The 18,359-nt window shown below is 60.0% G+C and carries 17 protein-coding genes and 1 pseudogene; 10 read left to right on the plus strand and 8 right to left on the minus strand.

Translation table 11 applies throughout. From position 1 onward, the window contains the following. Nucleotide 1 precedes the first annotated feature (1 nt). On the minus strand, nucleotides 2-904 hold the full coding sequence (locus tag HKK53_RS00790; RefSeq protein ID WP_169368864.1) for an AraC family transcriptional regulator: 903 nt from the start codon (nucleotides 902-904) through the stop codon (nucleotides 2-4). A gap of 121 nt (nucleotides 905-1,025) precedes the next feature. On the opposite strand from HKK53_RS00790, the gene HKK53_RS00795 reads away from it, so the two are divergent. Both HKK53_RS00795 and HKK53_RS00800 read left to right on the plus strand, forming a co-directional pair. Beyond that, a complete protein-coding gene (locus HKK53_RS00795; RefSeq protein WP_169368865.1) occupies nucleotides 1,026-1,520 on the plus strand; it encodes a hypothetical protein in 495 nt (164 codons plus the stop codon). Nucleotides 1,521-1,648: 128 nt separating this feature from the next. Next, entirely contained in the window at nucleotides 1,649-1,906 is a 258-nt protein-coding gene (locus tag HKK53_RS00800) for a hypothetical protein (RefSeq protein WP_169368866.1), read from the plus strand. 153 nt (nucleotides 1,907-2,059) lie between these two features. Here the strand turns inward: HKK53_RS00800 and HKK53_RS00805 are convergent, their stop codons facing one another. Continuing rightward, a complete protein-coding gene (locus tag HKK53_RS00805) occupies nucleotides 2,060-2,308 on the minus strand; it encodes a hypothetical protein (protein WP_169374150.1) in 249 nt (82 codons plus the stop codon). Between the two features lie 384 nt (nucleotides 2,309-2,692). Between HKK53_RS00805 and HKK53_RS00810 the strand changes: the two genes are divergently transcribed. The 3 genes from HKK53_RS00810 (at nucleotide 2,693) to HKK53_RS00820 (ending at nucleotide 4,741) form a co-directional block, all read left to right on the plus strand. Continuing rightward, nucleotides 2,693-3,577 (plus strand): manganese catalase family protein, encoded by an 885-nt coding sequence (locus tag HKK53_RS00810; RefSeq protein ID WP_169368867.1) that lies wholly within the window; start codon nucleotides 2,693-2,695, stop codon nucleotides 3,575-3,577. Between the two features lie 64 nt (nucleotides 3,578-3,641). After that, complete coding sequence (locus HKK53_RS00815; RefSeq protein WP_169368868.1) at nucleotides 3,642-3,803, plus strand: hypothetical protein; 162 nt, start codon at nucleotides 3,642-3,644, stop codon at nucleotides 3,801-3,803. 8 nt (nucleotides 3,804-3,811) lie between these two features. After that, on the plus strand, nucleotides 3,812-4,741 hold the full coding sequence (locus HKK53_RS00820) for a ZIP family metal transporter (RefSeq protein WP_169368869.1): 930 nt from the start codon (nucleotides 3,812-3,814) through the stop codon (nucleotides 4,739-4,741). An 18-nt stretch (nucleotides 4,742-4,759) separates the two neighbouring features. Here HKK53_RS00820 and HKK53_RS00825 read toward each other — a convergent pair whose 3' ends face one another. Then, nucleotides 4,760-5,011, minus strand: coding sequence for a DUF6555 family protein (locus HKK53_RS00825; RefSeq protein WP_169368870.1), 252 nt, complete (start codon nucleotides 5,009-5,011; stop codon nucleotides 4,760-4,762). Between the two features lie 695 nt (nucleotides 5,012-5,706). Here HKK53_RS00825 and HKK53_RS00830 point away from each other — a divergent pair. Continuing rightward, the gene (locus HKK53_RS00830; protein ID WP_169368871.1) at nucleotides 5,707-7,110 is read left to right on the plus strand and encodes an MFS transporter; all 1,404 of its coding nucleotides are present in this window, start codon (nucleotides 5,707-5,709) and stop codon (nucleotides 7,108-7,110) included. Between the two features lie 120 nt (nucleotides 7,111-7,230). Here HKK53_RS00830 and HKK53_RS00835 read toward each other — a convergent pair whose 3' ends face one another. Further along, complete coding sequence (locus HKK53_RS00835) at nucleotides 7,231-7,551, minus strand: isochorismate lyase (RefSeq protein WP_169368872.1); 321 nt, start codon at nucleotides 7,549-7,551, stop codon at nucleotides 7,231-7,233. Nucleotides 7,552-7,682: 131 nt separating this feature from the next. On the opposite strand from HKK53_RS00835, the gene HKK53_RS00840 reads away from it, so the two are divergent. Together HKK53_RS00840 and HKK53_RS00845 are read left to right on the plus strand one after the other, a co-directional pair. Then, the gene (locus HKK53_RS00840) at nucleotides 7,683-8,696 is read left to right on the plus strand and encodes a GlxA family transcriptional regulator (protein ID WP_178117474.1); all 1,014 of its coding nucleotides are present in this window, start codon (nucleotides 7,683-7,685) and stop codon (nucleotides 8,694-8,696) included. Between the two features lie 18 nt (nucleotides 8,697-8,714). Further along, entirely contained in the window at nucleotides 8,715-9,110 is a 396-nt protein-coding gene (locus HKK53_RS00845) for a RidA family protein (RefSeq protein ID WP_169368874.1), read from the plus strand. 51 nt (nucleotides 9,111-9,161) lie between these two features. Here the strand turns inward: HKK53_RS00845 and HKK53_RS00850 are convergent, their stop codons facing one another. From HKK53_RS00850 to HKK53_RS00855, 3 genes and pseudogenes are all read right to left on the minus strand, one after another. Further along, entirely contained in the window at nucleotides 9,162-10,253 is a 1,092-nt protein-coding gene (locus HKK53_RS00850) for a methyl-accepting chemotaxis protein (RefSeq protein WP_442962301.1), read from the minus strand. 201 nt (nucleotides 10,254-10,454) lie between these two features. Then, a pseudogene (locus tag HKK53_RS32910) lies at nucleotides 10,455-10,727 on the minus strand (PAS domain-containing protein); the annotation flags it as partial. A 112-nt stretch (nucleotides 10,728-10,839) separates the two neighbouring features. Next, nucleotides 10,840-13,338 (minus strand): hypothetical protein, encoded by a 2,499-nt coding sequence (locus HKK53_RS00855; protein WP_169368876.1) that lies wholly within the window; start codon nucleotides 13,336-13,338, stop codon nucleotides 10,840-10,842. Nucleotides 13,339-13,612: 274 nt separating this feature from the next. Here HKK53_RS00855 and HKK53_RS00860 point away from each other — a divergent pair, with 274 nt between their 5' ends. Beyond that, nucleotides 13,613-14,485, plus strand: a complete 873-nt coding sequence (locus HKK53_RS00860; RefSeq protein WP_169368877.1) for a DNA/RNA non-specific endonuclease — start codon at nucleotides 13,613-13,615, stop codon at nucleotides 14,483-14,485. Between the two features lie 12 nt (nucleotides 14,486-14,497). Here the strand turns inward: HKK53_RS00860 and HKK53_RS00865 are convergent, their stop codons facing one another. Then, nucleotides 14,498-15,196, minus strand: a complete 699-nt coding sequence (locus HKK53_RS00865; protein ID WP_169368878.1) for a tRNA (adenine(22)-N(1))-methyltransferase — start codon at nucleotides 15,194-15,196, stop codon at nucleotides 14,498-14,500. Nucleotides 15,197-15,442: 246 nt separating this feature from the next. Here HKK53_RS00865 and HKK53_RS00870 point away from each other — a divergent pair, with 246 nt between their 5' ends. Beyond that, the gene (locus HKK53_RS00870) at nucleotides 15,443-18,346 is read left to right on the plus strand and encodes a sensor domain-containing phosphodiesterase (RefSeq protein WP_169368879.1); all 2,904 of its coding nucleotides are present in this window, start codon (nucleotides 15,443-15,445) and stop codon (nucleotides 18,344-18,346) included. Nucleotides 18,347-18,359 lie beyond the last annotated feature (13 nt).

The raw sequence follows: 18,359 nt of genomic DNA on the forward strand, positions 1-18,359 counted from the left end.
TTCAAACGTGCTCTTGCGCACCGCCCTGGCTGTTGTCGTCCCGTGGCGAGCGGCCGAAATACGCCTTGTAGGCGCGACTGAAAGATGCCTCGGACTCGTAGCCAATCGCAAACCCCACCTCGCTGATGCGGCTGTTGTGCTTGGCCAGCATCGTTTTTGCCAGGGTCAGTCGCCATTCATTCTGGTAACGCAACGGTGAGCGTCCCACCAGCGCGCTGAACCGATCACAGAAGCTTGACCGTGACATGCCGGCGATCGTCGCGAGTGCATCGATGCGCCATTGTTGCCCGGGCTTTTCATGGATGGCCCTGAGGGTTCGAGCGATACGCTCGTCAGACAAGCCCCCTAGCCAGCCTGAGGCCATGCCGTGCTGAACCCAGGTTCGCAAGATGCGAATGACGGTGAGGTCAATGAGGCGCGAAATCATCAACGCGCCGCCAGGCTGCGTGTCATTGGCCTCCAGGAGCATGAAATGCAGGATGCCTTCTGCCCATTCTGCGGCTTCGGCTTGCTTGATATGGATCAGCCACGGCAATGCGAACAGCATGGCCTGGAAGCTGCTGGCATCGAACCAGAATCGACAGATGACCAGCGACGCAGGTCCCTGGGAAGCGGTGATGGTCAACGATGACGGATCGTGGGGCAGCAGCAGGATGTCGCCCTGTTCGATCGTCTGGACCTGTCCGTCAGCGCCTTCGATGTGCAGCTGCCCCGTTTGCAGGACGCAGATGTGCGAGCTTTTTTCATCCAGTTCCAGACGTTGACCCACGGCCTGAGTGGTGGAGTAGACGCGATCCCCGGTCAGACGAATCTGCGCCAATACCTGCGAGAGCAGATCCCCTGTGGCCAGCCCCTCCAGCTGCAGCTCTGGACGAATGGTCAAGTCTTCGAGTCGATCCGTCATGTCAGTCCGGCCACGTCTTCAATAGTCTGAACCCCGAATCATAACGCTTCCACGCGGTTGATCGGCAACGCACTGGGTTTGCCGCGTGATGTGCATCATCCAATCACAAAGGAATAGTCGAATGTTCGGTATCTCTGCCCTTGGCTGGGTACACACCCTTGGAAGCTTGCCTGCCATTCCCCTGGCCGCCTATATGTTCATCAAGCACGGGCGCATCGTGCCACGGTCGCGGGCCGGCCTGGCTTATTTCGTTTCGATGCTGATCGGCGGCTTGACGGTGTTTCTGGTGGCCCATCAACCGATCAGCCCGGTGATCGGTGCGCTCACGATCGTGCTGTTGCTCGCTGGTTACGGGGTAGGCTTCGTTGCCTGGCTGGGCCGGGCAGGGGTGTACCTGGAAACCATCCTGCTGAGCTTGACGGCGTTCTTGCTGATGGTCCCGACCGTCTCGGAGACGTTGCGTCGAGTCCCCGATGGCCACCCCATCGTCACTGATCCGAATTCACCATTGCTCAAAGGTGCGCTGGGTTTTATCGCCCTTGCGCTCGTTGTTGGCGTGGCGGCTCAGGTGTTCGCGCTGCGAAAAGACGGCGCGCGCCTGGCTCGACAGGCATAGGGATGACCTGGTTTGGCGACATCATTAACTCTATCAATAGCAACCATTGACTCAATGAAGTTCTCTTATCAAAACCGCGGCGTAAGATCGGCTCCATTCCCACCCACTGCACCCCGGAGCACACCCTCATGAAACGCCAAACCTTCCTCGGCATCGCGTTCTCGATCTTCGCACTGAATGCTTTCGCCGCCACTGAAACCGACCCGCTGTTCAGCGATGCTGTTGCCGCGACTGAAACCGACCCGCTGTTTAGCGACGCTGTTGCCGCCAACGAAACCGACCCATTGTTCAGTGACGCCGTTGCTGCTGATGGTTCGGATCATCTGAAAGGCAACCAGGTTGCTGAAAGTGGTGCAGACCGTCTGCTCGAACGCCGTGCCGTTTGAATGCAGGGTTTTACCGCAGTACTCGACAACAGCCCGGCCTTATCAGCCGGGCTTTTTGCTGTAGGGAAGCTTGCAGAGGAAGCTCTTTGCCGAGGAGGAGAGCGTCGAAGGCGTAAGGAAGCTAGGGCGTAAAGCCCTAGCCAATAGCCGCTGTCACTTTTTCTTTTTCGCCGGCTTATCTGCCTTCTCTGATTTCTTGGCCTTTTCAGGCTTGCTGTCAGCTTTTTTGGCAGATTTCTTGGGTTCAACCTCTTTCTTTTTGTCTTTCTTGTCGGGAGATTTCGAAAGCGCCGATGCCGCCGCTGATTTCTTGGCCGGTGATGCCTTTTTGTCTTTCAAATCCTTACTGGCTTTGGAAGACTCGCCTTTGCTTTTCTTTTCGTCTTTAGCCACGTTGACCACCTCTAGGAATATGCCTGTGGGATTCTCCACACGCTGTTCATTAGGCGAGCGTGCCCAAAAGCGGTTCAAATTTTTTTGCTGCGCCGAGATGGGCTTTGGGAGGTGCAGCGATAGCATCGCGGTCACTGATCCCTCGCCCCGAGCGCCAGGAAATGGCCGTGACAGCGGTTGAATTCACCCACCCGATAAAAGTTTGAAGCGTTTGCACAGCCGCCGACGACTGGCGAAAAAACGGGTAATTTGCACGGCCAAAAACCGCCTGTCGCGGGGCTCGGATCTTTTTTAAAATTTTCGCCAACGCATCGCCTTCAGATGACTGTGGGCGCCGCATTCGGTCATTCACCGGATGAGTATCGGCGCTTTATAGGCCTGAGGAGATTCGTCATGTTCCTACACAACAAGCGACTTCAATACACCGTGCGCGTAGCCCAACCCAACCCTGGGCTGGCCAACCTTCTACTGGAACAATTCGGCGGCGCTCAGGGCGAACTGGCCGCGGCGTCCAGGTACTTCACCCAAGCGCTGGCCGAGGATGATCCGGGAAGAAAGGATCTGCTGATGGACATCGCCACCGAAGAACTCAGTCACCTGGAGATCGTCGGTTCCATCATCGTGATGCTCAACAAAGGCGCCAAGGGCCGTATGGCTGAAGGTGTGGAAGAAGAGGGCGAACTGTATCGCGCGATCAATGGCGCGGGTAATGACTCGCACATCACCAGCCTGCTCTACGGTGCCGGCGCGCCGTTGACCAATTCTGCCGGAGTACCGTGGTCGGCGGCTTACGTCGATACCATCGGCGAGCCGACGGCGGATTTTCGCTCCAACATCGCCGCCGAAGCCCGGGCAAAAATCGTCTACGAACGCCTGATGAACGTCACCGACGATCCGGGTGTGAAAGAGGCGCTGGGGTTTCTCATGACCCGGGAAATCGCTCATCAACTCTCGTTCGAAAAAGCCTTGCACGCGATCCAGCCGAATTTCCCCCAGGGCAAGCTGCCAGGGATGCCGGAGTTCACCAACGTTTACTTCAACCTGTCCCAGGGCGAAGGCAGTACGCGGGGGCCGTGGAACCAGGGCGAGGAGTGGGAGTACGTGGAAGAGCCGATGCCCGCGGTGGATGGAGGGGATGGCAGCGCCAGTGTCCAGTTGAGCGCTGAGGAAGAAGAGCTGCTGCTGGACATGAAGGTACGCACGATGTCCGACCCCGACAGCGACCCGGTGACCGGCGCTGATTTGGGCGCGGGGATGCAGGCGCGAGCCGATGCCTGACAGATCACTGCACGCCTTCCGGGCGTGCGGTTTTTTATGTGGACCAAGTGTTGAGGTGAACCCAATGAACCGTGAAACAAGCATTTCTTCTGTCGATTCCGCCGAAGGATTTTCCCGTCTGTTCAGTGCCACCGCACTGGCGTTCGAACGGGAAGCTTCGCGATTTTCGAGACAGATTTACGCCGCCGCACCGAGAGCAATGAACAAGCATCGCAATGGCAAGTAGGGGTTCTTATGTCGCATCATTCTTCGCCGGTCCGGGGGTCTTGGCAGGCCTGGTTTGACGCTGGCCGGCGCGGTGGCTGGCTGAGTATTCTGTTCTGGGCCACCCTGGTGGGGGTTGCCGTTCTGTTGCTGATCAGTGGCTACAGCGCATTCACCGGGGCCAACCGTATCAACCTGCATTACGCCTTCATCGGCGGTCTCTCGGGCTTCGCCGCAACTGCACTGGGTGCGGTGGTGGCGGTGCTGTTGCGTGACATCGCCGCGCGCACGCAAGACATCATGCTCGGCTTCGCCGCCGGCATGATGCTCGCCGCCAGCTCCTTCTCGCTGATCCTTCCCGGCATTGCGGCGGCGCAGGAGATTTGCGGCAACAAGCTGCTCGCGGCTTGCGTGGTGGTCCTGGGGTTGATGTTGGGCGTGGCACTGATGATAGGGCTGGATCGCTTTGTGCCCCATGAACACCAGAAGAGTGGACGCAAAGGTCCGCAGGCGCAGCGGATCAATCGCGTCTGGCTGTTCGTGCTGGCGATTACGCTGCACAACTTGCCCGAAGGCATGGCCATTGGTGTGAGCTTCGCCAACGGCGACATGAAGGTGGGCTTGCCCCTGACCTCCGCCATTGCCATCCAGGACATCCCCGAGGGACTGGCCGTGGCATTGGCGCTGCGAGTGACCGGTATCTCGACAGTGCGCGCCGCGTTGATCGCGGTCGGTTCGGGTCTGATGGAACCCTTGGGCGCGATCATCGGCCTGGGCATCTCCACCAGTTTCGCCTTGGGTTACCCCGTGGCGTTGGGGCTGGCAGCCGGCGCGATGATCTTTGTGGTCTCCCATGAAGTCATCCCGGAGACCCATCGCAACGGCCACGAGACGCCCGCGACCTTGGGGTTGATGCTGGGTTTCGGCGTGATGATGTTCCTCGACACGGCGCTGGGGTAGACAGCACCAACGCCGGCGTCACGTCGACACCTCCGTCCAGTTCAACGTCGCCGATTCCCGCCACTTGACCTCGGTCAGCCCGTATTTTTCTGCCAGGGGCTTGGACACGACCTTGAGCGGCGGCCGTCCGGGTTTCGGTATCTGCGCGATCCCCGCATCACAACTCGCCCAATGCCAGGCCTGGGCATTACTCATGGTCTGCGCGCGGATGATGAATGACTTCGTCTGTCCGTGAAGCTTGTATTCGATGATGTAAAGTCCGGTCTTCATGAGGCCCCCTCCATATGCTCATAGATAAAGGAGTGGTGGCGTCAGAAAAAAATTCAAAGCATTTTTGGTCGTTGTTACTTATTGATTTCTGAAGGGAAGATTGCGGGTTTCAGGGCGCGCTGGACGGTGTCCATAGCGCGAGAGTTCAATGACAATGACCGGTGGATAGACCCTTCATCCATCTGAAGCCTCGCGCCAATCCACGATCCACCGAGGACTATCGCAGGCAGTGGGTTCTGCTCACGTTGTCGTACAACGATATTTCACCTTCCTTCGGCCTCTCGCCCATGAAACAACCCCGCTGATCTCGCCTGTAGCCTTCGTATTCAATACAAATCCGGATCGGAATGAACGGACCGTGTCATGACGAACGGCCATCTTTCAGATTGACAGCCGGGTATCGGGCTCGATATAAAAGGCACAGTTGTACGACGACAGACGATAGCTCGGCTGTTGAACCCTAAAAATAAAAAATGAGTGTCGGCCCCATCATGAATCCAACCTGCGTACTCGCGTCTCCGAACGCCACTTCCAGTGGCTCGATCTCGGCTGCCTGCTTTCATGCCCAGTCGGCCCTTTTAAACGCCTCATAGCGCCTCGCTACCGGTCCAACTCCTGCCGCCGGGCATGGAGAACGTCCACTCTCGTCATGGCGGCGAGAGCTCATCACCCTAATCCAATAATAAAGTGATGCTATGAATCTGAACGAGCCCATCAATGCGCAACGTGTTGGCCAAGCCGTAGGCAAATACCGCTGGACGATCTGCGCGCTGTTGTTTTTCGCTACCACCGTCAATTACCTCGACCGCCAGGTGCTCAGCCTGTTGGCGCCGGACTTGTCGACTCAATTTGGCTGGAGCAACACCGACTACGCCAACATCGCCTCGGTCTTCCAGTTCGTGTATGCGATTTCCATGTTGTTTGCCGGTCGCTTCGTCGACAAGATCGGCACCAAGACCGCCTATGTGGTGGCGATTGGCATCTGGTCGACCGGCGCAATCATGCACGCGTTTTCGGTGCCGATGGGCGAGGGGATCGCGGCAGTTAGTACCGCGTTCGGCTTGGCCGTGATCCCGGTTTCGATCGCCGGCTTCATGCTGTCCCGCGCGGTGCTGGCGGTCGGTGAAGCGGGTAACTTCCCGATCGCGATCAAGGCCACCGCTGAATACTTTCCGAAGAAAGAGCGCTCCTTCGCCACCGGCATTTTCAACTCCGGCGCCAACGTCGGTGCGATCCTGGCACCCATCTGCGTACCGCTGATTGCCGGCCTCTGGGGCTGGGAAGCGGCGTTCATCGTGATCGGTATGTTGGGCTTCGTTTGGGTGGCGGTATGGATTGCCTTGTACGAAAAACCGGAGAAGCAAAAACGTCTGTCGCCTGAGGAACTGGCCTACATCCGCAGCGATGAAACCGTTGAAGTCATCGCCACGCCGGTGGCAGGCGAGGTCGCTAAAAAGGTCTCGTGGTTCAAGTTGCTGACCTACCGCCAGACCTGGGCGTTTGCCTTCGGCAAGTTCATGACCGACGGTGTGTGGTGGTTCTTCCTGTTCTGGCTGCCGACTTACCTGTCCGCGCAATACGGCATGAAAGGCCAGGCCATCGTGTTGCCGCTGGCCGTGCTGTACAGCATGACCATGGTCGGCAGCATCGGCGGCGGCTGGTTCCCGAGCTACTTCATGGCCCGCGGCGACAAGCCGTATGACGGTCGCATGAAAGCCATGCTGGTGATCGCGTTGTTCCCGCTGTTGGTGCTGCTGGCGCAGCCATTGGGCTACATCAGCTTCTGGGTGCCGGTCATTTTGATTGGTATTGGCGCGTCGGCGCACCAGGCGTGGTCGTGCAATATCTTCACGACCGTGTCCGACATGTTCCCGAAAAAGACCGTGGCGTCGGTGGTCGGCATTGGCGGCATGGCCGGTGGTTTGGGGGGCGTTGTGATGACCAAGATCGGCGGTTGGGTGTTCGACTACTACAAATCGATCAACGATATTCACACCGGCTACATGATCATGTTCGCCATCTGTGCGCTGGCCTATCTGGTGGCGTGGAGCGTGATGAAAATGCTGGTGCCACGCCACAAGGAAATCACTGATCTGTAAACGCAAACCCGCCACCCCCTGTAGGAGCAAAGCTTGCTCGCGATGGCGTCAGACCTGGCACATCGCGTCTTCGTTCATCGCGGGCAAGCCTTGCTCCTACAGGTGCTTTTGGCGGCAGAATCACGTCCCCGATTGATGCACCGCCCAATGCTTCATTTCTTCGGCAATGAAGTGGTTCACCAAATCGCTGTACATCTTTTCAATGGCATCCGGGCTCAGGCCTTCGGCAGCGGCCCATTCCCGACGTGTTTCCAGCATGGCTTTGAATCGCTCCGGGGCACGCACTGAAGTCGCGGATGTCTTGAACTTCGACGCTGCCAACACATAGTTGAAACGCCTGCCCAACAACTTGATAACGGCCTGATCGAGGGCATCGATTTCGCGCCGGATGTCCACCATGTCTGCACACTCGGCGGGTTGCATCTGATTGATAACGTCCATGTCGCCAACTCCTTTTACTGAACTGATCAGTCGCATAATGACGAAGAGGGAAGGGCTTTTTCTGCGGCTGGAGGTTAGCATGGTGCTTCATCAACGCACCTGTTCGCTAACAACATCGAGTGGCCCAGACTTTGATCGAACGACGCCAATTCAGCGGAGGCATGAAGGGGAAAAACCTTCGCTATCTGAATGAGCAACCCAGCGAGACCAGCCAATCGGTTCGCGCCGGTTTTTTGCTGCTTGAGCATTTCTCGCTGCCGGCGTTTACCCAGGCGCTGGATACGATCATCACCGCGAACCTGCTGCGACCGAAGTTGTTCGCGTCCCGCACATTCGGCTTGAGCGAGGGCGAGGTTGTCAGCGATCTGGGCCTGGTCATTCGGCCGGATGCCCGGTTCGACGTTGCTGCGATTCAGGACCTGGACCTGCTGGTCATCTGCGGCGGCTACCGCACAGAACTCAAAGCCAACGATGAGCTGATCCACTTGCTGAAAACCGCGGCAGACCATGGCGTCAGCCTGGCCGGGCTGTGGAATGGCGCATGGTTCCTCGGCGCTGCGGGTTTGCTTGACGGCTACCGTTGCGCCATTCACCCGGAACATCGCCCGGCACTCGCGGAAATCGCCAAAGCCGCCCAGGTCACCAGCGAGCCTTTTGTGATTGATCGCGACCGGCTCACCGCGTCCAGTCCTTCCGGCGCCTTCCACATGGCGCTGGACTGGATCAAAGGCTTGCACGACAAAGCCCTGGTCGAAGGCATCGAGGACATCCTGGCGTTCGAGGAGTCGCGCTACCGACGGATCAAACCGACGGAAAACATCTGCGTCAGCGCGCCGTTGCGCGAGGTGGTGAAGCTGATGGATGCCAACCTGGAAGAACCGCTGGAGCTGGAGCAACTGGCGGTGTACGCCGGCCGTTCACGACGCCAGCTCGAGCGGCTGTTCAAGGAACAACTGGGCACCACGCCGCAACGCTATTACATGGAATTGCGCATCACCGAAGCGCGGCGCTTGCTGCAACACACCGAACTGTCCCAAGTCGACGTGCTGGTGGCCTGCGGCTTTGTGTCGCCGAGTCATTTCAGCAAATGCTACAGCTCGTATTTCGGCTACCGGCCCTCCAAGGAAAAGCGGCTGGTCAAATAAACCCTCGGAGAACCAGTGATGCCGGATCGTGAAATCATTATTCCTGACGCCATGCGGCCCATCGTCGAACGCGCCGGTTATGCCCCCGCGGTGAAGGTCGGCGACACACTTTACTGTGCCGGTCAGGTGGGCCGGTCGCCTGAAATGCAAGTCATCGAGGATCCGGAGCAGCAGTTCATCAGTGCGTGGGGAAACCTCCGGCAGGTGCTGGAGGCGGGGGGCTGCACTTTCGAAGACGTGGTCGACATGACCACCTATCACGTTGATATGTCCAAGCACATGGCAGTGTTTCGGGAAGTGAAAAACCGCCTGTTCCCCAAGGGGCTATGCGCCTGGACGTGCATCGGTGTCAGCGAGTTGGCTCACCCGGGGTTGTTGGTGGAGATAAAGTGCACGGCAGTCCAGCGCCGATAGCCCACATACCGCTGTGGGAGCGAGCAGGCTCACTCTCACAGGTTCTGCGCGTTATCGGTTAAACCGCTCAACCAGTGAATACTGGGTTTTAGCCGTCTGGGTCAGTTCCTTGCTCAACTCGGCCGAATGCCTGGCTTGCTCAGAGGTTTGATCCGCCAGCGTCGCGATGGTGGTGATGTTGCGGCTGATTTCCTCGGCCACTGCCGTTTGCTCTTCAGTCGCGGCGGCGATCTGGGTGGTCATGTCCGTGATGTTCGCCACGGCTTCACTGATACCGACCAATGCCTTGTCGGCCTCAAGCACCCACGCCACGCCTTCTTCGGCCTGTCGATGACCGTTCTCCATGGTCTTTACCGCATTGTTGGACGAGACCTGCAGCTTGGAAATCAGGCTGTGAATCTGCGCCGTGGACTCCGTCGTGCGCTGTGCCAACTGACGCACTTCATCGGCGACGACGGCGAAGCCTCGACCCATGTCACCCGCACGCGCGGCTTCAATGGCGGCGTTCAGCGCCAGCAGGTTGGTCTGATCGGCGATGCCTTTGATCACGTCGACCACCGTGCCGATTTCATTGCTGTCCTTGGCCAGTTGCGCGACCGTCACGCCTGTTTCACCGACTACCACGGAAAGACGCTGAATGGCTTCGCGGGTGTCCCGGGCCACGTCACGGCCACGTCCGGTCAGCACATTCGCCTCTTGGGTCGCGTCGGCGGTGCGTTGCACATGACTGGCGACTTCTTGCGTGGTGGCAGCCATCTGATTGACCGCTGTCGACACCTGCTCGGTCTCGACCCGTTGACGGTCAAGCCCGCGAGCGCTGTCAGCGGCCAAGCCGTCGGATCTGCCGGCCAGGCTGGTCAGTTGCTCAGCGGTATCTTGCAGCCGGGTGAGGCAGGTCTTGAGCCGCGACGCCTGGCTGACAAACGCCGTTTCGAGACGTGCCTGGGGGCCGCGTTCATCGCTGTACATTTTCGCCAGCACCGCATCGGAGGTGGAGGCTTCAGCCATCGCCAGCAGATGCAACGCCCCACGGTTTTGTCGACTCGACACCCATAGCCCGAGCGGCACCGAAACCCCGACCGCCAGCGTGATCGCCTCCGTCATGCCGAGGTACACTCCACCCAGCGCGCCCACCAGGCCCATGGTCAACACCGGTAGCCAGGCGAGCAGGGCGGGTTGCCATTGATCACTGGCAGGGACGGCTGACTTGCCGAGGTTGATCCGTTTGTAGAGCACTTCGGCGCGGCGGATCTGCTCGGCCGTCGGCTTGACCCTGACCGATTCGAAGCCAATGACCTGGCTACCTTCGAACACGGGCGTGACGTAGGCGTTGACCCAGTAGTGGTCGCCATTCTTCGTGCGGTTCTTGACGATGCCCATCCACGGCTTGCCTTGCTTCAGCGCGGCCCACATATGGGCAAATATCGCGGAAGGAACGTCGGGGTGACGAACGATGTTTTGTGGCGCACCGATCAGGTCCGTTTTGTTGAAACCGCTGATCTCGACGAAGGCGTCATTGCAGTACGTGATGACGCCGCGTGCATCCGTTGTTGAGATGAGTTTTTGTTGAGGTCCAAGGGCAACCTCGCGCTGCGTAACCGGTTGGTTGTTTCTCATCTGTATTGCTCCTATGCCCTAAGGTAGAGGCATCGGCTGCAATCAGTGAAAGGTTAACGGGTATTGCGCAAAGGACCTGCTGCGCGTCGGAAATAACATGACGCTTGCCATTTCATTGGCTGGAACCTGCCTGGCGCCAATCACTCAACGCCGACGCGTCCAAGGCATGCCACGCGTCAGCCTCCGCCAGTTGATCTTCCGTCAGCCACAGTCCCTCGTACGGGCACAAGACCTCGGCGGGGAGTGCCAGCAGTTCGCTCAACTTCATTACGTTGATCGAGCCGCGGTCGCGGTCATCCACGGCTTCCCAGTCACGCTGGAACAGCCGCACCTTCAAGACATCCGCTTTAAAACTTTCAAACTGTGGTCGATTGTGCAGCCGCTGCGATGATTGCCTCAAGGTTCGCTGCTGGACATCCAGCAGCAAAATCTGCCATTCCAAGCGGCCGCCGTGGTCGTCGTCGGCGTCGGTGTGCAGGCGAGTCAGGGCCAGATAACGGGCGTATTCGGACCAGATCATCGAGGGCGCGAGATGGCTGATGGCGCAACCGGACGCCGTCAGCAAATGCCCGCCCAGGCGTGGGCTCTGGGCGCGCAGCCAACTGTCGGCGTATTCGGTTTCACTGCCAAACAGCCAAGCGGCATCTTTGTCCATCGGGGCGGGCTGGATGAAGTTGCCATCGGCGGTGGCAGACTGTGGCTGGTTCACCAGGCGCCAGTCGGGGAGGGCGGTCAGGCCTTGCGGGGTGACATTCAGCTCGCACCACTCATAGTAAAGTCGCGAGTCCGGTCGATGTTGGCAAAAGACTGCGGCATCGTCCGCTGCGGGTGGCGATTGGTCAAAGCGCTGCAATGGCGTGCTTTGCCGATCCTGATCGAGGCGACCGCGAATCACCGCCACGCTGAGTGTCGGTCCACGGAAGTCCAGCATCCGGGCGACCATCAGCGCCGGGCTGTTCAGCAACTGGCGTTCCTGGGCGTCGGCCACCACCACATGACCGGCGGTGGCGGGCGGCAGGGTGAACGGGATCAAGGCGATGTAGCGCCCAATGTCTGAAACCCGATGATCGAGTTGCCAAATCCCCGGCAAATCCCAGTCACCAATCCGACAGGTATAACCGCCGAGGCCCAGGCTGTTGTCTTGCTGCCAGCTGAATTGGGCCCGGGTTTTACCGTGCAAGGGCGCGGACTCGACCTTCGTCGCGCCACGCTGTCCATCACCCGCCAGCGGCACGGCCAATTGCACGCGAGTCAGTTGCCGCTCAGCGACCTGCATCCGACCATTCGGCGCATGGCCCACCTGAGTCTCACAGTCGCTGTGAATGCTGTACAAGCCGTAGCCATAACGACCGTGATCAGGCTGCGGGTAGTCGAAGTAGGACGATAACCGCAGGCAGTGGTCATCCAATTCCAGCGGCTCGCTCCAACCGAGGGAAGGCTCGCTGTCAGCGGGTATCCACGGGCAAGGCAGTGCTTGCCAGCCTCGGTCCACGTGCCAGAGCCAGTAGTCGAGGGACTGTTCATCCGTCATCCGTGCCCGGCAGGCGAACGAGCGGCTATCGGGATGCCAGATGATGGCGGTGTCGGCCATGATCAACAGCGACGTGGACTCACCGTTGATGCTCACACGGTATTCCGGGTTTCTCAGCGGATCGCAAGGCTGCGGCAATTCGCGCAGGCTGGCGGGCAGCGCCACACGTCCGTCCAGACGTTGCCGGCCATCGGGGGACGTATGCTGCAGCGATTTACGCGCAAGGTTTTGTTGCCAGACGCCCGGTTCAAGCCACAGGTCGGCAACGGGCACCAGGCTGATCTGCTCAGCCGTCGCCAGCAGTTGCTCCAGGCTGATCTGCCGCGCGCCGTTGTCGACCAAAGGGCTGTAACGCCCAGTCAGGGTGCCGTCGTTAAAGGCATCCAGTTCCCAGAATTCATCGCACGAACATTGGTAGAGCTGACGCAGCTGCCGATCCAGAATCACCAGCCCCCAGGCTTGGCGCGAGGGCAAAGGTGCGGCGAAATAACGCCCGTCATTGGAGAAACGCGCCGACGACCCAAGGCCCTGGAGCAGCACGCCATCGGGGAACAGGTAATCGCACAGGACGGGCCCGCCCATGGCGATTTCACTGTAGTTGAACACGCGGATAGGCTCGCCCTCGGGTGTTTGTCGGGGTTCGTCGCCACCCCAGGCACTGGCGCCGCCGGAAGACTGGCCCGACGCTAGCGGTGACGACTTGGCCTTCGCCTTCGTTGGATCGACCAGGCCAAGTCGTCGCTCCAGATGACTGACGCAAGCCAGCCCGGCAAACATCGTCACCGCGGCCCCCGCAATGTCCCAGTACGCCGGCAATGCCCGACCCAGGTTAAATCCCAGGCCGATGGCGGCAGAGGTCATGAACCGGGCAAGCCCTCGACCGGTGCGTAGCCAACCCGCCCACGACGCCAGCCACATCAAGCCAGCACACGCCAGCACGACACCGAGCGCCCACAGCAACGGGATGACCGTCACCAGGAAAATCGGGATCAGCAGCGCGGCGATTTGCCAAAGCAGATCGAGCAATAATCGCGGCAGGCTTTTTTCGTCAGCAGATTGATCGGAAGAGTGGGGCACCATTACCTCGATAACAGATGGGCGATTTCAAAGGGCTGCTTGGTGTCGTTAAGACGATGGAGCGCGCAGATAGAATGTAAAACGCCCAGCACTAAAGTGAGTTATCACGGTCCATAAAATCCCCCGCGACCGTCAGCGGTCGTACTGCGCATCGGTATTTTGATCAAGGAAAGTGAACGCATGCTCGCCGCACTATAATCTGCAACCGCCTCCACCTGGTTCCGTCAACGGAACTCGCCTTGTGTTTGTCCCTCAATCCCATTCGAAGAATTAAAGCATGCACCTACGCAAAATTGCAGTTGGGCTGTCGGCCCTTGTTTTGCTCTCCACCGGCACCGAAGCGCGCAGTCTGCTGGATCTTCTCAAGCCGCAAACCCAGCATCACGCACAAACATCCCACTCGGGCTCGATCAACCAGAACGCGGCCCTGGACCTCTATTCAAACAAACAGAAACAGCCCTCGTTTGACGGCTGCGCAGAACTGTTCCCGGCCGCGAAACCGATCAGCACCGCCACCGTGCCTGCCAACATGAAACCGATGGCCCTGTGTTCCGACAACTTCGCGGTGCTGTACTCGCAAACCAGCCGCACGCCGCTGTTAGTGGTCGAGCGCCTGAATGCCGCGCAACTGAAGGACGCCAAAGGCGAGGAACGCACCAATCAGTTTTACCCGGACCCACGCATCCCCAAGAGTGGGCGCGCAGAGTTGAGCGATTACCGCAGCCAACATCCGGCCGTGGACCGTGGCCATCAATCGCCGGCGGCCGATGCACCGAGTCCGAATGCCATGGCCCAGTCCTTTGCGCTGTCGAACATGGTGCCGCAAGACCCCAACAACAACCGCAAGATCTGGAGCAAGGTCGAGGCTGATGTGAGGAAGTTTGCCAAGCGCGCCAATGGCAATGTGTTTGTCTTCACCGGCCCGCTGTTTGACGCCGGCCACGGTACCATCGGCGCCAACAAGGTCTGGGTGCCGACCCGCCTGTTCAAGCTGGTTTACGACACCTCGTCCCAGCGTGCCTGGGCCTACGTTTTGCCCAACGCTGAAACCCGCATCCAGAAACCGATGGACTACGACACGTTTGTGAAAAGCACCGGGCTCAAATTGCTGGGGAATCTACCGGTGAGCGGTTCCGTCGGGCGCTCTTGATAGCCTGATGAACTACGCCCCGAGCAGCTCGGTGATCCACCGGGCTTGCCGGGCGATCTCTTGCAGCTTCTCTTCGGGCACGGCCTGCCGCGCCCGAGCGAAGTTGTTTAGCGTTTTTTGCTTCTCTCGCAGTATGCGCTGCCACTTGGCCAGGAATTCCGGGCTGCGTGCCTGCATCTGCAGTGGGCCGAAGTACAGTTCCTCAGCGCTGTAGGCCACAGGCCCGGCGCGCTCGGCAACGATGATTTCGTAGTAAAAGCGGTTCTCCCGCAGCAATTCCTCGCAGAGGATGCGGTAGCCATTGTCCATCAGCCATTGGCGCAGTGGCTGCTCGCCGCCGTTGGGTTGCAGGATCAGGCGTTCCTGGCCGCTCAGGTGCGCCTTGCCGTGGTCGAGGATGTCGCGGATGGTCTCGCCGCCCATGCCGCAGATGCTGATCGCGGTGATCCCGTCGCCGGGCTCGATCGCTGCCAGGCCACTGGCCAGGCGCACGGTGATGTGCTGCTCCAGGCCATTCTCGCGCACGGTGCGTTCAGCGGAGCGGAACGGCGTCAACGCCACCTCGCCAGCCACCGCCGCCACGATGGCGCCACGGCGCATCAACGCCACCGGCAGGTAGCCGTGATCCGAGCCGATGTCGGCCAGGCGCGCGCCGGTGGGCACATGTACCGCCACGCGCTCCAGGCGCATGGACAATGTCTGTTCGTTCAACTGCAACCCCTTTTCACCACGAACCCCCGGCACCTTTGGCCGGATCGGGGGCGCGACTCTGGCGAGCAATGCCGTGCATGTCAAATTCCCGCGAGCAGAACCCTGGCTCAAGTCCGTGCCGTGGTTGGCACTAAAGCGAAAAAGCGATTGAAAAAAACCGCTATAAGCTTTAAACGGGAAGGTCACTGGCGCAGTGCTAGCAGAATAATAAATAAGTATTGCCAGTTTCTGGCTCAGGAAGCGCTGATGAGTTTTCGCCCATTGACCGACGCCACAACGCAATCGAACGATTGCGGCGTTATCGCATCCCAATTGAAAGGAAGCCTGGAAACCGTCGGCATGGCCTACGCTGGCAACGGGGACACCATAGAACACTTGCTGGACTCGGCGCGCGGCTGGGCTCATACCACCGCGTGGGTGGTGTATCGCGCCGGCGAACAAATGCATCTGGTCGGGCAGGGCGATCCGCAGGCGCAGTGGCCGTCCAGCGTGGCCAATGACGAGTTTGAAGCCTTTTGCCTGAGTCGCCAGCTGCACCGCTGGCCGACCGGTCGAGGCGAAAGTGTGCTCGGTTGGCTGCTCGCGCCAGTCTTTGATGCCGCTGAACCGGCGCTCGCCGAGTTCGCCCAGCGCCTGGGCATTCAAGTCCAAACCGATACCCTGGCCCGTGCGCAGATTACGCAGCGCGTACTGTATGAAATCACTTACCTGGCCAGTTCGACCCGCGACCGCGCCGTGTTTCTGGTCGGGGTTCACCAATTGCTGGCCAGCCTGATCGACGCCGAGAACTTCTACCTCGCGTTGTATGACCCGCACACCGGCAAGATGGAGTACCCGTATTACGTCGACATCATCGATGTCGAAGCCCTGGAATCCGAAAACTACGAATACCTCGACCCTGCGCACTTGTCGTTGACCGCCCAGGTCTTGACCACGGGCCAGCCGTTGCTGATCGACGCCGCCGGCATTCACGCGGCGGAGGCCGAGGGCCGTTTCTACTGCGTGGGCGACTGTCCGGAGTTCTGGATGGGCGCGCCGTTGAAAAACGCCTCGGATGACGTGTTTGGCATGCTGGCGATGCAAGTCTACGACGTGTCCCGGATCTACAGCGCTGAAGACCGCGCGCTGTTCCTGGTAGTGGCCCGCCACGTGGCCATGGCCTTGGACCGGATCCTGCACCGCGCCGATCTGGAAGAAACGGTAATGCGGCGTACCCTGGAGCTGTCGGAGCTCAACGACGCCTTGCGTCAGGAAGTGGCCGACCGCGAGCGCGCCGAACATCTGCAGAGCGCGCTGTTCCAGATTGCCGAACTGTCGAGCCAGCCCGGCGACATGGCTGAGCTGTTTCAAACCTTGCATGGCATCGTCGGTGATTTGCTGTTCGCGCAGAACTTCTACATCGCGCTGTTCGACGATGGGATCAATGAAGTGACCTTTCCGTATTACGTCGATGAGCGGCAGACGGTTCGCCCGGTGGCACGGCGGGGGAGCCGGGGCCTGACCGAGTACGTCATCCGTCAGCGCCGGGCATGTCTGATTGACGTCGATGAAGCCGAACGATTGACCGCGGAAGGTGAAATCGAAGTCGCCGATGTGTATTACCAAGCCTATTCCTGGCTCGGCATTCCGCTGTTCGATGGCGATGTGGTGCGCGGCGTGCTGGCGGTGCAAAGCTACACCTCGAACGTGCGCTACACCCTGCGGGATCAGGAACTGCTGACGTTCGTGTCGCGGCACATCGACACCGCGTTGTCGCGCCGCACCGCCGCCGAAGCGATCCACGCCGCCAACCTCAAGCTCGAAGCCCGGGTGCAGAACCGCACCCGCGAACTCGATCACGCCAATGCCAAGCTGCAACACGAAAACTCCCACGATGCACTGACCGGGCTGCCGAACCGCACCTACCTGCAACAACGCCTCAACCTGGCCTGGTCGCAGTTCGGCAGCGACGGCGGGCATTTGGCGGTGATGTTCATCGACCTCGACCGTTTCAAAATGGTCAACGACAGCCTCGGCCACCATTTCGGCGACCTGCTGCTGATGCAGGCCGCCCAGCGTCTGCGCGGTTGCCTGCGCGACACCGACATGCTCGCGCGCCTGGGCGGCGATGAGTTTTCCGTACTCGCGCCCGAAGCGCCGCTGGAGGTGGTGATCGACATCGCCGAACGAATCCTCGTGGCGTTCGACCTGCCGTTTGTGATCAATGGCCACCAGGTTTTTTCGTCCTGCAGCATCGGCATTGTCAGCGCCGACAGCCAGTTCCATCACGAGCCGGCCGATTTGCTGCGCGACGCCGATGCGGCGATGTACCGGGTCAAGAGTGCTGGGCGCGACAGCTACGCGGTGTTCAACCAGGAAGTGCGCCGGGAAGTCTCGGACCAGGTCGAGCGCGAAGGGGCGTTGCGCAACGCGCTCAAGCGTACCGACGAACTGCTGCCGTATTTCCAGCCGATTGTCAGCGTCGAAACCGGCGAGCTGTTGGCCCTGGAAGCGCTGATCCGCTGGCACCAGCCGGGCGGCCGGGTGATCGCGCCGGGCGAGTTTCTGCCGGATGTCGAGGGCTTGCGCCTAATCGGTCGCCTGGACCTGTACATGCTCACCAGCGTCGCCCTGATCCTCGCCCAACCCGAGCACGCGAATTGGCCGCCGGTACACGTCAATTGCTCCAGCTACAGCATGACCCGCCCGGACTTCGCCAGTGATGTGCTGGCGCTGTTGGCGCGGCACGGCGTCGCGCCGTCGCGGATCTGCCTGGAATTGACCGAAGGCGCGCTGGTGGCCGAACCGGCGATTGCCCGGCTGACCATGCAGCAGTTGGCCGACAACGGCATGTCGGTGGTGCTCGATGACTTCGGTGCCGGTTTTTCGTCCCTGAGCTACGTGCATCAATACCGTTTCAGCGGCTTGAAAATCGACAAGTCGTTCATCCTCGAACTGACCAGCAGCCCGCGCAGCCGCGCAATCGTCCGGGCGATTGTGCGCATGGCCGAATCACTGGACCTGAGTGTGGTAGCGGAAGGTGTCGAGGATGAAGCGACCCTGGACCTGCTGCGCGAAATGGGCGCGGGGCAGGCCCAGGGTTATTACTTTGCCAAACCGATGGGGTTGAAGGCGTTGTTGGCGAGTGAGCTGATCGGTTGTCAGGGCTGACGAGCGATCGCCC

This window comes from Pseudomonas sp. ADAK7 (assembly GCF_012935675.1).
Classification (GTDB): Bacteria; Pseudomonadota; Gammaproteobacteria; order Pseudomonadales; family Pseudomonadaceae; genus Aquipseudomonas.

Excerpts from the sequence above, each read along its gene's own strand:
- HKK53_RS00790 (WP_169368864.1), bottom strand. The coding sequence starts at position 904 with ATGACGGATCGACTCGAAGACTTGACCATTCGTCCAGAGCTGCAGCTG.
- HKK53_RS00795 (WP_169368865.1), top strand. The coding sequence starts at position 1,026 with ATGTTCGGTATCTCTGCCCTTGGCTGGGTACACACCCTTGGAAGCTTG.
- HKK53_RS00800 (WP_169368866.1), top strand. The coding sequence starts at position 1,649 with ATGAAACGCCAAACCTTCCTCGGCATCGCGTTCTCGATCTTCGCACTG.
- HKK53_RS00810 (WP_169368867.1), top strand. The coding sequence starts at position 2,693 with ATGTTCCTACACAACAAGCGACTTCAATACACCGTGCGCGTAGCCCAA.
- HKK53_RS00815 (WP_169368868.1), top strand. The coding sequence starts at position 3,642 with ATGAACCGTGAAACAAGCATTTCTTCTGTCGATTCCGCCGAAGGATTT.
- HKK53_RS00820 (WP_169368869.1), top strand. The coding sequence starts at position 3,812 with ATGTCGCATCATTCTTCGCCGGTCCGGGGGTCTTGGCAGGCCTGGTTT.
- HKK53_RS00825 (WP_169368870.1), bottom strand. The coding sequence starts at position 5,011 with ATGAAGACCGGACTTTACATCATCGAATACAAGCTTCACGGACAGACG.
- HKK53_RS00830 (WP_169368871.1), top strand. The coding sequence starts at position 5,707 with ATGAATCTGAACGAGCCCATCAATGCGCAACGTGTTGGCCAAGCCGTA.
- HKK53_RS00835 (WP_169368872.1), bottom strand. The coding sequence starts at position 7,551 with ATGGACGTTATCAATCAGATGCAACCCGCCGAGTGTGCAGACATGGTG.
- HKK53_RS00845 (WP_169368874.1), top strand. The coding sequence starts at position 8,715 with ATGCCGGATCGTGAAATCATTATTCCTGACGCCATGCGGCCCATCGTC.
- HKK53_RS00850 (WP_442962301.1), bottom strand. The coding sequence starts at position 10,253 with ATGGGCCTGGTGGGCGCGCTGGGTGGAGTGTACCTCGGCATGACGGAG.
- HKK53_RS00855 (WP_169368876.1), bottom strand. The coding sequence starts at position 13,338 with ATGGTGCCCCACTCTTCCGATCAATCTGCTGACGAAAAAAGCCTGCCG.
- HKK53_RS00860 (WP_169368877.1), top strand. The coding sequence starts at position 13,613 with ATGCACCTACGCAAAATTGCAGTTGGGCTGTCGGCCCTTGTTTTGCTC.
- HKK53_RS00870 (WP_169368879.1), top strand. The coding sequence starts at position 15,443 with ATGAGTTTTCGCCCATTGACCGACGCCACAACGCAATCGAACGATTGC.